Source organism: Roseovarius sp., from assembly GCF_040219995.1.
Classification (GTDB): Bacteria; Pseudomonadota; Alphaproteobacteria; order Rhodobacterales; family Rhodobacteraceae; genus Roseovarius.
In genome coordinates, this window is record NZ_JAVJUC010000014.1 from 889,423 (window position 1) to 902,587 (window position 13,165).

Annotated in this window: 10 protein-coding genes; 6 read left to right on the forward strand and 4 right to left on the reverse strand. The window is 66.5% G+C overall.

Annotated features, from left to right (window positions below; all coding sequences use genetic code 11):
- Window positions 1-22: 22 nt before the first annotated feature.
- The gene (locus RID11_RS08550; protein ID WP_350137609.1) at window positions 23-1,075 is read left to right on the forward strand and encodes an AbrB family transcriptional regulator; all 1,053 of its coding nucleotides are present in this window, start codon (window positions 23-25) and stop codon (window positions 1,073-1,075) included.
- 102 nt (window positions 1,076-1,177) lie between these two features.
- On the forward strand, window positions 1,178-1,933 hold the full coding sequence (locus RID11_RS08555) for an SDR family NAD(P)-dependent oxidoreductase (protein ID WP_350137613.1): 756 nt from the start codon (window positions 1,178-1,180) through the stop codon (window positions 1,931-1,933).
- Here the strand turns inward: RID11_RS08555 and RID11_RS08560 are convergent.
- Window positions 1,920-2,939 carry a fatty acid desaturase gene (locus tag RID11_RS08560; protein WP_350137615.1) on the reverse strand — a complete coding sequence of 340 codons (1,020 nt, stop codon included), beginning with the start codon at window positions 2,937-2,939 and terminating at the stop codon, window positions 1,920-1,922. The genes RID11_RS08555 and RID11_RS08560 overlap by 14 nt on opposite strands.
- 140 nt (window positions 2,940-3,079) lie before the next feature.
- On the opposite strand from RID11_RS08560, the gene RID11_RS08565 reads away from it, so the two are divergent.
- Window positions 3,080-3,799, forward strand: coding sequence for a TspO-related membrane protein (locus RID11_RS08565; protein ID WP_350137617.1), 720 nt, complete (start codon window positions 3,080-3,082; stop codon window positions 3,797-3,799).
- A gap of 151 nt (window positions 3,800-3,950) precedes the next feature.
- On the opposite strand, the gene der is transcribed toward RID11_RS08565, so the two are convergent.
- From der to RID11_RS08580, 3 genes are read right to left on the reverse strand one after another with little or no spacing between them, the layout of a single operon-like run.
- On the reverse strand, window positions 3,951-5,414 hold the full coding sequence (gene der, locus RID11_RS08570) for a ribosome biogenesis GTPase Der (RefSeq protein ID WP_350137619.1): 1,464 nt from the start codon (window positions 5,412-5,414) through the stop codon (window positions 3,951-3,953).
- Window positions 5,415-5,464: 50 nt separating this feature from the next.
- The gene (locus tag RID11_RS08575; RefSeq protein ID WP_350137621.1) at window positions 5,465-6,793 is read right to left on the reverse strand and encodes a PQQ-like beta-propeller repeat protein; all 1,329 of its coding nucleotides are present in this window, start codon (window positions 6,791-6,793) and stop codon (window positions 5,465-5,467) included.
- 50 nt (window positions 6,794-6,843) lie between these two features.
- Window positions 6,844-7,536: a tetratricopeptide repeat protein gene (locus RID11_RS08580; RefSeq protein WP_350137623.1), complete on the reverse strand. Its 693-nt coding sequence runs from the start codon at window positions 7,534-7,536 to the stop codon at window positions 6,844-6,846.
- A gap of 206 nt (window positions 7,537-7,742) precedes the next feature.
- Here RID11_RS08580 and RID11_RS08585 point away from each other — a divergent pair, with 206 nt between their 5' ends.
- The 3 genes from RID11_RS08585 (at window position 7,743) to RID11_RS08595 (ending at window position 13,157) form a co-directional block, all read left to right on the forward strand.
- Window positions 7,743-8,981, forward strand: coding sequence for an efflux RND transporter periplasmic adaptor subunit (locus tag RID11_RS08585; protein ID WP_350137626.1), 1,239 nt, complete (start codon window positions 7,743-7,745; stop codon window positions 8,979-8,981).
- On the forward strand, window positions 8,978-12,769 hold the full coding sequence (locus RID11_RS08590) for an efflux RND transporter permease subunit (protein ID WP_350137629.1): 3,792 nt from the start codon (window positions 8,978-8,980) through the stop codon (window positions 12,767-12,769). The genes RID11_RS08585 and RID11_RS08590 overlap by 4 nt, the downstream gene beginning before the upstream one ends.
- 211 nt (window positions 12,770-12,980) lie before the next feature.
- Complete coding sequence (locus tag RID11_RS08595) at window positions 12,981-13,157, forward strand: VPEID-CTERM sorting domain-containing protein (RefSeq protein WP_082237580.1); 177 nt, start codon at window positions 12,981-12,983, stop codon at window positions 13,155-13,157.
- Window positions 13,158-13,165 lie beyond the last annotated feature (8 nt).

Sequence of the window (13,165 nt, forward strand, 5' to 3'; positions counted from 1 at the left end):
CGCGGGGTGGTTCAAGACGGTTATGCCGCATATCCTGACCACTCTCGCGCTGCTCGCGCTCTCGGGTCTTGCCGGGTTTGCCGCGCAGGCCATCGGCACCCCGCTGCCGTTCATGCTGGGGCCATTGGCCTGTTCTGCACTGATCGCGACCGCCCTGCCCCGGCACCTGCCGCAGGGCTACCGCTTTCCCACCTGGCTGCGGCTGGTGTTCATCGCGATCATCGGGCTGATGATCGGATCGCAGGTGACGCCCGCGCTTTTCACCGAGGCGCATCACTACGCGCTGACGCTTGGCGCGGTCACGCTCTTCGTGGGGCTGGCACATGGGCTGGGCTACGCGGTCTTCCGCACCTTGGGCGGCTATGACAGCACCACCGCCTTTTACGCCAGCACCCCCGGCGGGCTATACGAGAGCATCGAGATGGGCGAGGCGGCGGGCGCCGACATGACCCGGCTGATGATGCAACAGTTCCTGCGGATCATCGTGGTGGTGACGCTGCTGCCCCTGGGCCTGTCGCTCTGGCTGGGCGCGCCTGTGGGCAGCGCGGCGGGCCAAAGCCTCGCGCGCGGCGATGTGCCATGGTCCGACCTGCCGCTGGTTGCGCTGGCGGGGCTGGCCGGGCTGGCTCTGGGCCACGCCCTGCGCCTGCCCGCCGGGCAGATGACCGGGCCGATGGCGGTGGCCGCACTGCTGTCACTGACCGGCTGGCTCAGTTTCGACATCCCGCAATGGCTGGTGAACCTTGCGCAGATGGTGCTGGGCACCGCGCTCGGCATGCGCTTCACCGGGCTGAGCCGGGGGCTCTTGCTGCGCGGCGCGGGGCTGGCGCTGGTGTCGGTGGGCGGCATGCTGGCGATTGGCGTCGGGCTGGCGGCGCTGCTGCAGCGCATGACGAATGAGCCGGTGGACGTGCTGGTGATCAGCCTCGCCCCCGGCGGCGTCACCGAAATGGCGCTGGTGGCGCTCAGCCTGCAGGCCAACCCGGCCTTCGTCACCCTGCACCACATCTACCGCATCTTGCTGACGGTCGTGGCCCTTGGGGTGATCACCCGGCTGCGGCAGCGCACGGAGTGAACGGTGACTATGAGTATTTATGCCATAAAGAAACCGGGGCTTTGACAGATCGGCACGCAGACGGTATCTGAACATATGTTCATTTAATCGCAGGAGAGCGGCATGCGTATCGAGGACACGGCGGCGATCATCACGGGCGGGGCCTCGGGGCTGGGCGAGGCAACGGCGCGGCAGTTTCGCAAGGCGGGCGCGCAGGTCACGCTGCTTGACCGGGATACCGAGCGCGGGCACGCCGTGGCCGAAGAGATCGGCGCGGGGTTTGCCGAGACCGACGTGACCGACGAGGCGTCGGTCAGTGCCGCCATCGCCACGGCCAAGGCCAACATGGGACGGATCACCGCGGCGGTGAACTGCGCCGGCATCGCCACCGGGGCCAAGGTGCTGGGCCGCGACGGGCCGCACCCGCTCGACGCCTTCCGCCGCACCATCGACATCAACCTCGTGGGCACGTTCAACGTCGCCCGCCTCGCCGCCGCCGCGATGGCCGAAAATGCACCCGATGCCGACGGCGCGCGCGGCGTGATCATCAACACCGCCTCCATCGCCGCCTTTGACGGGCAAAAGGGACAGGCGGCCTATGCCGCCTCCAAGGGCGGAATTGTCGGGCTGTCGTTGCCCATGGCGCGCGATCTGGCACGCGAGGGGATTCGCGTCATGGCGATCGCCCCCGGCATCTTCGCCACCCCGATGATGCGCGGGCTGCCGCAGGACGTGCAGGACAGCCTCGCCGCCGAGGTGACCTTTCCCAAGCGCTTGGGCGACCCGGCGGAATATGCCCGGCTGGCGCGGTTCATCGTCGAATGCGGCTATCTCAACGGCGAGGTGATCCGCCTCGACGGGGCGCTCAGGATGCAGTGACGCGCGCAACCGGGCGCCGCCTGCGCGCGGCCGGGAACGGCACCAGCCGCCCGGCCTCTTCGTCCCAGAGCTTGAGACGGAAACTGGCAAGCGCCTCGGGCCAGCGGATCACATCGTGATACTTCAGATGATCCGGCAATGCGTTCTGGCAACGCCGGAGGTTGTAGGACGGGATACCCGGGTTGTAGTGATGCAGGTCGTGATAGGCGATATTGCCGGTGCCCAGATCCCATAGCCAGCCGAGATCAAGCGAACTCGACCCCTCCAGCGTCGCCTTGCGAAAATCCAGATCGGGCTTGCGGTCCCAATAGGTCTCTTCGAAATTGTGCTGAAGATAGACCAGAAATACCCCGATCACCCCGGCGATCACCGCACTCAGCCCCAGCACACCGACACCCGGCCAGCCGAGCGTGGCCCAGACCAGCGCCACGAACCCCGCCAGCACCGCGTTATGCGCGATCACACCCCACGCCCCAACCCGGCCCGTGTTGCGCGGCCAGCGATAGGCAAAGAAATAGGTGACGATGCCGCCCAGTGACAGCATCACCACCGGGTTGCGGTAAATCCGGTACCACAGCCGCCGGTGCCACGGGGCGGCCTGCCATTCGCTCAGGGTCATGGTATAGACCTCGGTCGTCTCGCGGTGATCGAGATTACCGAGATAGGCGTGATGAAGGTTGTGATTGTATTGCATGACCCGGAACGGCGTCAGCGAAAACACCGACAGAACATGCCCCGCCACATCGTTCAGCCAGCGCGTCGCAAAAAGCGAATAATGCCCGCAATCATGCTGCAAGACGTAAAGCCGCACCGTCGCAAAGGCCAGAAGCAGCACCAGCGGCGGCGCAAGTAGCCATGCGCCCTGCCCCACCAGCAGCCCCGCACCGATCAGCGCCGCCGCATAAACCATCAGCGTCCCTGCGAAGGACAGCCCGCCCCGCAGATCGCTCTTGGCCGTATAGGGCTTGAGAAATGCGCGCAGCGACTGGTCTGTGGCGGTGGTCATGGCAGCCTCCTTTGTCAAAGGGATATCAACCTTTTACCGTCCAAGATTTGAACTTCTCGTGATGCAATGCAAGGGGCGGCGCCGTTTTTTCGGCGCGCATGGGGATTGACGCCGCGCGGCGCGCGGACGATGGAAGGGGCATGATCCGGTTTCTCGCTTTCGCCCATCTCGCCGCTGCACTCGGTTTCGCCGCCTCACCGTTTCTCGGCGACGGCTTCAACGGGTTCAGCCCCGATCAGTTTCCCGTGCCGCAGGACAACCCGGCAGTGCAGCCTGCGGGCTATGCCTTTGCGCTTTGGGGGGTGATCTATCTCTGGCTCATCCTAGGCGCGGTGTTCGGCGTGATCGCGCGCAGGCAGGATGCAGGCTGGTCACGGATGCGCGGGCCGCTGGTGGCCAGCCTGCTGGTGGGGGCCGCGTGGATCCCGGTCGCCAATACCTCGGTGCCCTGGGCCACGGTGATGATCTGGGCGATGCTGGTCACGGCGCTGCTGGCGCTATTGCGCGCGCCGCACCGTGATGGCGGATGGCTGTCCGGGCCGGTCGGGCTCTATGCCGGATGGCTCACGGCGGCGAGTTCAGTGTCGGTCGGGCTGGTGCTGGGCGGCTATGGCTGGCTGCCGGAGGTGGCGGCCGCGGTCGTGGCATTGGCGCTGGCCCTGGTAATTGCAGCGGCGGTCCTGACGCTGCGGCCCGGCGCGCTCACCTACGCGGCGGGCGTGATCTGGGCCCTGATCGGGGTGGTGGTGCAGAACATGGACGACGGCAGCGCCCTGACGCTCGGATTGGCGGCAGGCGGTGCGGTGCTGATCACGGCCAGGACCGGATATGCCCTGTGGCGCAGGGAGCGTGTGGTCTAGGGGGAGCGATGGTGGCCTTTAGCTGCCGTTGTCGCACCTCGCGCGAAACGCACCGAAGGTGCCGCGCGATCGCCAGTCCCCGGCTTTGCGACCGCGCGGCACCTTCTACCGGTCAATCAATGTCCGTTTCAGGCCCTAACGCACCCACCCCCTATTTCGACGACCGCCCCGAGATGTGCTTGCGCAGGCTCGACGGGCCCGGCTTCTTCTTGGCCTTGTAGGGGTTCTTGTCCGACTGGCTGCGCATATAGAGGCGCACCGGCGTTCCCGGCATGTCGAAATCCTCGCGCAACCCATTGACCAAATAGCGCGTATAGCTTTCCGGCAGCTTTTCGGGATGGCTGCACATCACCACGAAACCGGGGGGCCGCGTCTTGGCCTGCGTCATGTAGCGCAGCTTGATCCGGCGCCCGCCCGGCGCGGGTGGCGGGTGCTGCTCCAGCATGCCCACCAGCCAGCGATTGAGATGCGCCGTGGTGATCCGCCGGTTCCAGACCTCATGCGCCTTTTCCACCGCCGCGCGCAGCCGGTCGAGACCCTTTCCGGTCTTGGCCGAGACCGTCACCAGCGGTGCGCCGCGCAGCTGCGGTAAAAGCCGCTCGAACGCCTCGCGCAACTCGCGCAGCTTCTGCTGCTTCTCGGGCTCCACGTCCCATTTGTTGACCGCCACCACCACCGCGCGCCCCTCGCGCTCGGCCAGATCGGCGATCCGCAGATCCTGCTGCTCGAAGGGAATGGCGGCATCGAGCAGAACCACCACCACCACGGCGAATTTCACCGCCCGCAGCCCGTCCGACACCGACAGCTTTTCCAGCTTGTCCTGAACCCGCGCCTTCTTGCGCATGCCAGCCGTGTCGAAAATCCGCACCGGCAACCCATCCCAGTCGAGCGCGAGCGAGATCGCATCGCGGGTGATCCCCGCCTCGGGGCCGGTCAGCAAGCGCTCTTCACCCAGTATCGTGTTGATCAGGGTGGATTTTCCGGCATTTGGCCGCCCCACCACTGCCACCTGCAAGGGCCGCGCCTTGGTCGGCGTATGATCGTACTGCGCGGGCGTCTCACCCTCCTCGTTCACCTCGATATCGGTGACCGGGGCATCCGCCTCGGCGCGTTCCTCATAGGCATCGGCCAGCGGCTGCAACTGCGCATAAAGATCATTCAGCCCCTCGCCGTGCTCCGCCGAGAGGCGAATGGGTTCGCCCAGCCCCAGCCCCCAGGCCTCGATCACCCCGGCATCGGCGGCAGAGCCCTCGGCCTTGTTCGCCGCAAGGATCACGTGATCCGACCGCTTGCGCAGGATTTCGGCAAAGATTTCATCCACCGGCGTCACTCCGGTGCGCGCGTCGATCACGAAGAGGCAGACATCGGCCATCTCCACCGCCCGCTCGGTCAGTCGCCGCATCCGGCCTTCAAGGCTGTCATCGGTGGCATCCTCCAGCCCCGCCGTGTCGACCACGGTAAAGCGCAGATCGCCCAGCCGGGCCGCCCCCTCGCGCAGATCGCGCGTCACGCCGGGCTGGTCATCGACCAGCGCCAGGCGCTTGCCCACAAGGCGGTTGAATAGCGTGGACTTGCCCACATTGGGGCGTCCCACGATGGCGAGGGTGAAAGACATGGATCAGGCTCCGCTCCGGCGTCAAGCCGGTCTGATACAGGATCGCGCGGTCAACGGAAAGCCAGCAACTGACCCTTTTTCGACACGACGTAGAGCGTGCCGCCCGCAACCACCGGATTGGACGTGGCACCGCCCGGCAGATCGACGCTGCGGATCATCTGCCCCGAGGCCGGATCGAAGAACCGCAGCCGCCCGTCGCCCGAGGCAAGGACCAGCTGCCCGCCCGCGATGATCGGACCGAAATGTCCGACGATCTGCGCCTGCTTGCGCGGCTTGCGTGCGTCAAAGAGCGGCAGGGCTTGACTCCAGATGCGGGTGCCGTCCTGCGCCGCGAGCCGCACCAGCTCGTTGCGGTCCGTAACCATGAAGAGCGAGTCGCTCGCAGGCCAGACCGGGTTGAGCGGGCCCTCGTTGGCCGTCCAGATGCGCTTGCCGCTGCCCAGCCGCAGCGCCACCATGCGGCCGGCATGGCTGCCGGTGTAAACGCGGTCGCCGACCACCACCGGATCGCCGGTGATATCCAGCACCTGCGCGCTTGCCACGCCAGAGCGTTGCCCCGCAACCTGCGCATCCCAGAGCCGCAAGCCACCCTTGCGGAACGCGCCCTGCAATTCGCCCGCACCAAAGGCCAGCACGGCATATTTCTCGGTCAGCGCCGGCGCCGGGCCGCCCAGAACGTTGTGAATGTCCGGCGTCGCGCTCAACTGCCACTCGACCCGGCCCGTCGCGGTGTCAAGCACCCAGGCCACATCGTCGCCCGCCACCACATAGACCCGCCCGTCATAAACCGTCGGCGTCGCCGTCCCGGGCGAGCCAAGGTCCTGCGACCAAAGCGTCGCCCCGGTTTCAGGGTCAAGCGCGCTCAGCACGCCAAATCCCGAGGACACAAAGAGCTTGCCATCGCCAAATGCGAGCCCGCCACCGCTGGCATGGTCCGAGCGATCATTCGGCGGCGTGAGATCGGTGGTCCACAGCAGCGATCCGCTGGTCGACACCGCCGCGACCTGCGCCTCGGCATCGAGCGTGAACACGCGCCCGCCCGCCACCACCGGATCGGCGGTGATCCGCACGCGGTGCCCGTCGCCCGAACCGATATTCACCGACCAGGCCAGCGACGGAGCCACCGAGAGCGCCGGATGCGCCACCCGGGTCGAGGGCGTGCCGATGCGCTGCGTCCACTCGGCATTGTTCACCGCCGCCGGGAGCGTGACCGCCATCACCTGGTTTTCAGGGGTTTCCTCGGCCTGAGCGCGGCGCACCTCGCTTTGCAGCACCTCGCGAATGCCTTCGCGCTCGCCGCTCAGGATCGGCTCATCCTTGGAACAGGCCGTCAGGGCAAGGGCCGCCGCCAGCCCGAAAAATACCGTCTTCGCCGTCACTGCATCGCCCTCACTTGTCGCCTCTTGCCGCCTGCCCCGTGATGCCGCGCTTATTCTTGCAGCACGGTCGCTGTATCGGGATCGGCCATCGGTGTGTCCGGCGGCTCTTCTCCCAGTGCCACAATCACTTGTGTGACGCGCCGACGCAAGCCCGGTGTGGCTTCGGCATCCACCGCGATCCGCGTCAGGGCTTCGAGCGCGGCCGCCCGATCCCCGGTTTCGAGCGCGAGCAGCGCCAATTGCTCTTCGGCCAGAAGGCGCACGACGCCGCCCTCCGACACCATCCCCTCAAGCCGCGTGCGACGGTCCTCGACGCTCAGCCCCGATCCCGGCAGTGTCACCGCCTTGAGCGTGGCGATCTGACGATAGACCGGCAGGGTGGCATCCCGGTCGGCGATGTCCAGCAGGCGCGCCGCCGCAGCCTCCGGGTCCTGATCTGCGCCCTCGGCCGCGGCCAGCAGGTCCACAACCGCAGCGGCCTCCGGGTTCGGCGCATCGACATTGGCCAGCGCCGCCGCCCGCGCCGCACGGTCCTCAGCCGACAGTGCCGACAGGATACTGTCGCCGAACGCCTGCGCCGTGTCGCGCGCCTGCGCCTTGCGCCATTCGTTCCACGCGGCCCCGCCCACCAAAAGCAGAATCGCCAGAATGGCGATCCAGCCATAGCGCCGCATCAGCCGGAACAACCGGTCGCGCCGCACCTCTTCGGTGACTTCCTCGATGAAACTGTCGGTGTCGCTCACGCCGTCGCCCCTTTGCGAAATTTCCGCTCCTCTTAACCCGAAGCCCGCCCCCTGCCAAGGGGCGGCGGTGCGGCGCCATGTGTGACGCTTGCAGTGACGCGCGGAAAAGATTAATCTGAACCGGTCAGTTCAGCGTATCCGTCTTATAGCTCGGCGGTGCGCCGTTTGGCGTGCCGACCGTTGTCACAAGTCCTGAAAGTTCACACATGCGCCTGGTTCCCATTCTGATCGCCGTGCTGGTCTCCGGGCTGATCTATGCATTCGTGTTCGAGCGTGACCGGCTGCTCGCCCTGCTTCCACAAACCGCAGCGCAGAGCGCCGAGACCCCCGAAACCGAGGCCAACACCGGCGAATCGGCGCAATCGCAGACCGAGACGATGCGCGTCGTCGTGCAACGCTCAAAGGCCCGCGAGGTGGACAGCGCCGTGATCGTCCGGGGCCGCACCGAGGCCGACCGTATCGTCGAACTGCGCGCCGAAACCTCCGGCCTCGTGATCTCCGAGCCGCTGCGCAAGGGGGCCTTCGTCGATCAGGGCGACGAACTGTGCCGCCTTGATCCGGCGGCCCGTCAGGCCACGCTGCAAGAGGCCCGCGCGCGGCTCTCCGAGGCCAAGACCCGCGTCCCCGAGGCCGAGGCCCGCGTCGAAGAGGCCCGCGCGCAACTCGAAGAGGCCGAGATCAACCGCAACGCCGCCGAAAACCTCGTGACCGACGGTTTCGCCTCGCAGACCCGCGTCGCCTCCACCCGCGCCGCCGTCAGTTCCGCGCAGGCCGCAGTGCAATCGGCCACCTCGGGGCTCGAGGCCGCCCGCGCCGGGATCGAATCCGCCCGCGCCGCCGTGGCCAGCGCCGAAAAGGAAATCGACCGGCTGAGCATCACCGCGCCCTTTGCCGGAGTGCTGGAAACCGATACCGCAGAAATCGGCAGCCTGCTGCAACCTGGCGCGCTCTGCGCCACGGTGCTGCAACTCGACCCGATCACGCTGGTGGGGTTCGTGTCTGAAATGCAGGTCGCCCGGGTCGTTCAAGGTGCCCCTGCCACCGCGCGCACCACCTCCGGCAGCGAGGTCGAGGGCACGGTCAGCTTTCTGTCCCGCTCCGCAGACGACACCACCCGCACCTTCCGGGTCGAGGTGCGCGTGCCCAATCCCGACCTCGGCCTGCGCGACGGCGAAACCGCCGAGATCAGGATCAGCGCCGAAGGCAAGGCCGCGCATCTGCTGCCGCAATCGGCGCTCACCCTCAATGACGAGGGCACGCTTGGCCTGCGCGTGGTGGATACAGAAACCCGTGCGCAGTTCATGCCGGTGACGGTGTTGCGCGACACGCCCAACGGCGTCTGGCTCACCGGCCTGCCCGAGACCGCCGACGTAATCGTGATCGGACAGGAATACGTGGGCGACGGCGTGCCGGTGCGCCCGTCCTATCAGGAGCTTGGCCAATGACCGGCATCGTCGACTGGGCCGCCGCCCGGGCGCGGATGGTGCTGGCCTTCATCGTGTTGTCGATCCTTGCGGGCACGCTCTCGTATATGGGCCTGCCCAAGGAGGGCGAGCCCGATATCGAGATCCCCGCGCTCTTCATCACCGTGCCCTTCCCCGGCATCTCTGCCGAGGACAGCGAGAAACTGCTGGTCAAGCCGATGGAGACCGAACTCAGCGATCTCGACGGGCTCAAGGAAATGACCGGCACCGCGGCCGAGAATTTCGGCGGCGTCGCGCTCGAATTCGAATTCGGCTGGGACAAGACCAAGATCCTCGCCGATGTGCGCGACGCGATGGATGCCGCCGAGGCCGAGTTTCCCGACGGGTTCGAGAAATACACCATCAACGAGGTGAATTTCAGCGAATTCCCGATCATCATCGTCAACCTCTCGGGCCCGGTGCCGGAACGCACCATGTCGCGTCTGGCCAAGGACCTTCAGGACACGCTCGAAGGGCTGGAACCGGTGCTCGAGGCGGGCATCGCGGGCAACCGCGACGAGATGGTCGAGGTGGTCATCGACCCGCTCCGCCTCGAAGCCTACAACGTCACCGTGAACGAATTCGTCGAGGTGGTGCGCAACAACAACCAGCTGATACCGGCAGGCGAGGTCGACAACGCGCAGGGCACCTTCGCGGTCAAGATCCCCTCCTCCTTCGAGGAAACCCGCGATATCTACGAGTTGCCGATCAAGACCAATGGCGACCGGATTGTGCGCTTGGGGGATCTGGCCACGATCAACCTAACCTTCGAGGACCGGATCGGCACCGCGCGCTTCAACGGTGAGACGACGGTCGCGCTGCAGGTGGTCAAGCGCAAGGGCTTCAACATCATCGACACCGCAGATCTGGTGCGCGAGGTGGTGGCCGAGGCCGAAACCCGCTGGCCCGAGGAACTGCAGGTCGCGGTCAATGTCGGCACATCGAACGATCAGTCGCGCACCGTGGCCTCGATGGTCAGCCAGCTTGAAGGCTCGGTGCTCACCGCCATCGCGCTTGTGATGATCGTCACGCTGGCCGCCCTCGGCATCCGCCCGGCGCTGCTGGTGGGCTTCGCGATCCCGACCTCCTTCCTCTTGTGCTTTGCCCTGCTCGCTGTGATGGGCGTGGCGATCTCGAATATCGTCATGTTCGGGCTTATTCTCGCCGTCGGCATGCTGGTCGACGGTGCCATCGTCGTGGTCGAATACGCCGACAAGCGCATCGCCGAGGGCGAAGGCCCGATGCATGCCTATGTCGGGGCTGCCAAGCGGATGTTCTGGCCGGTGGTCAGTTCCACCGCCACCACGCTCTGCGCCTTCCTGCCGATGCTGTTCTGGCCCGGCGTGCCGGGGCAGTTCATGGGGATGCTGCCGGTCACGCTGATTTTCGTGCTCTCCGCCTCGCTGCTGGTGGCGCTGGTGTACCTGCCGGTTCTCGGCGGCGTCACCGGGCGGCTCGAGCGGTGGTTCAACGACCGGATCGACCAGATCGCGGGCGGCTTCTGGCTCTGGCATATCCTGCTCTTTCCGCTGGCGCTCGCGGCGGTCTATCTCGCAGGGCAAGCCGCGCCGGTGCTGTTCGATCAGGTGACGGCGGAATTCTCCGGCATGGACAGCGACGACATCCTCGGCTCGGTCATGCCGGTGCTGGCCACGGTCTTTAGCCTGCTTCTGGGGGTCGTGGCGCTGATCGGGGTCGGCGTGGCCAGCGTTCTGACCACGCTTCTGGGGCTGATGGCGATCCCGCGCCGCTGTGGCAACCTGCTGCGCGCCATCGGCCGCGCCCTGATGCCCCGCCGCCGCACGCGGGTGCGCGCGGGCTATCGCCGCTCCGCCTTCGGCTGGGTGATCCACGCGATCACCGGCAACCCGGTGATGCCGCTGGTGGCGTTCGGTGCGATCTTCGTGCTCGTGGGCTCGGTGCTGATGTTCTACGTGAACAACAACAACGGCACCGAATTCTTCGTCGACAGCGAACCCGAACAGGCCATCGTGTACGTGCGCGGCCGCGGCAACCTGTCGATCGACCAGAAGGACCGGCTGGTCAAGCAGGTCGAGGATATCGTGCGCGCCCATCCCGGCATCGAGACCGCCTTCGCCTTTGCCGGGGATGGCGGGCTCGACAACAACACCGGCGGCGCGCAGCCGCCGCGCGACACCATCGGCCAGGTACAGCTTGAAACCATCCCGTGGGAGGATCGCCCGCGCACGATGGAAACCTGGTTCACCATTCCGCTGCTCGACATTCCCGTGAACCGCCACGTGGTCGCCCCCGACTTTGACGGCGACGCGGTGATCGCCGACCTGACCCGGCAACTCGAAGAGATCCCCGGCATCAAGATCGAGATCCTCGCACAGGCACGCGGCCCCGCCTCGGCCAAGCCGGTGCACCTGCGCATCAAGGGCGACGACTGGCAGACGTTGCAGGCCTTCACCGAACAGGCCCGCGCGCAGTTCGACGAGACCCCGGGCCTGCGCCAGATCGAAGATACCCTGCCCCTGCCCGGCATCGACTGGCAGATCGACGTCGATGTCGAAAAGGCCGGCCGCTTCGGCGCGGATGTGGCGATCGTCGGCGCGATGGTGCAGCTTGTGACCCGCGGCATCCTGCTCGACACGATGCGCGTCGATAGCAGCGACGAGGAGATCGAGATCCGCGTGCGCCTGCCCGAGGAAAACCGCGTGCTCTCCACCCTCGACAGCCTCAAGGTTCGCACCCCGGACGGGCTGGTGCCGCTATCCAACTTCATCACCCGCAAACCGGTGCAGCAACTGGCGCAGATCGACCGCATCGACCAGACCCGTTTCTTTGACGTCAAGGCGGCGGTGGCGGACGGGATGACCCGTACCGTGACCGGCCCCGACGGCGCCGAGACCACCGTGCCGATCACCGCCAACGAACGGATCGAACAACTGACCGAGTGGCTCTCATCGGGCGTCGTGCCGCCGGGGATCAGCTACGAATGGACCGGCGACGCCGAGGATCAGGAGGAATCCGGCACCTTCCTGCAAAAGGCTTTCGCCGGCGCGCTCGGCCTGATGTTCATCATCCTGCTGGCACAGTTCAACAGCGTCTATAACGCGGTTCTGGTGCTGCTTGCGGTGGTCCTGTCCACGGCTGGCGTACTGATCGGCATGCTGGTGATGAACCAGCCGTTTTCGATCATCATGACCGGCACCGGCATCGTGGCGCTGGCGGGCATCGTGGTGAACAACAATATCGAGCTGATCGACACCTATCAGGACTATGCCCGCTACATGCCGCGGATTTCCGCGATCACCCGCACGGCGCAGGATCGCATCCGCCCGGTGCTGCTCACGACGATCACCACCATGGCGGGGCTGGCACCGATGATGTTCGGCCTCAGCCTCGATTTCTTCAATGGCGGCTACGCCTTCAACAGCCCCACCGCGCTCTGGTGGAAGCAACTGGCGACGGCGGTGGTCTTCGGCCTCGGCATCGCCACGGTGCTGACGCTGATCTTCACCCCGGCGATGCTGGCACTGCGGGTCTGGGCCACGACCTACGTGCTCTGGGGCGCGCGACTGATGGCGATGCTGTCGATGGGCCGCTCCAGCCGCGCCGCGCGCGACTGGGCGCTGCAGCGCGCAGCCCGGCGCATGGCGGGCACCGAACTGGTCTGGCCGGATGAAAGTGCCCCCCGCCCCGGCTATGTCGAGGAAGAGACCACCGAGGCCCCGCATCTCGACGACCTCAAACGCGTGCTGGACGAACGCGACCCCAAGCCCCCGCTGCGCGCAGCCGAGTGATTCTGCGCCGCACGCGCCCAGATCGGCGCAACCGGACCGGTTTGCCCGCATTGCGAGCAACAGGGTGGAAACAATACCCGTCCAAACTGCCGTGTCGTTGACAATTCGCGGTCAATCGCACTCAGGGTCTTGAAAAGTGGCGAAAAAGCGGCGACTTTCAGGCAACAACCTGCGTAAGCGTTAAAGCACATCTATCCTGGGGGACGGCACAATGTGGAATTGGTTTTTCGGCGGCTATTACGGCGGCGGCACATCCGGGGGTGATACCGGGTCCGCATCAGCCGTGCCGGAAATGGACGCCGCAAGCGGCACGCTGGCCATTGCCGTCGTGCTCGCCGCGCTTGTCCTGACCTGGGAAATCAAACGCCGCCGTCGCGCGCGGGGCTGAGGGCTTAC

What these genes read in the sequence shown, in the direction of transcription:
- RID11_RS08595 (WP_082237580.1), top strand. Translation starts at nt 12,981, where the DNA reads ATGTGGAATTGGTTTTTCGGCGGCTATTACGGCGGCGGCACATCCGGG.
- RID11_RS08560 (WP_350137615.1), bottom strand. Translation starts at nt 2,939, where the DNA reads ATGACCACCGCCACAGACCAGTCGCTGCGCGCATTTCTCAAGCCCTAT.
- RID11_RS08585 (WP_350137626.1), top strand. Translation starts at nt 7,743, where the DNA reads ATGCGCCTGGTTCCCATTCTGATCGCCGTGCTGGTCTCCGGGCTGATC.
- RID11_RS08565 (WP_350137617.1), top strand. Translation starts at nt 3,080, where the DNA reads ATGATCCGGTTTCTCGCTTTCGCCCATCTCGCCGCTGCACTCGGTTTC.
- RID11_RS08555 (WP_350137613.1), top strand. Translation starts at nt 1,178, where the DNA reads ATGCGTATCGAGGACACGGCGGCGATCATCACGGGCGGGGCCTCGGGG.
- der (WP_350137619.1), bottom strand. Translation starts at nt 5,414, where the DNA reads ATGTCTTTCACCCTCGCCATCGTGGGACGCCCCAATGTGGGCAAGTCC.
- RID11_RS08590 (WP_350137629.1), top strand. Translation starts at nt 8,978, where the DNA reads ATGACCGGCATCGTCGACTGGGCCGCCGCCCGGGCGCGGATGGTGCTG.
- RID11_RS08550 (WP_350137609.1), top strand. Translation starts at nt 23, where the DNA reads ATGCCGCATATCCTGACCACTCTCGCGCTGCTCGCGCTCTCGGGTCTT.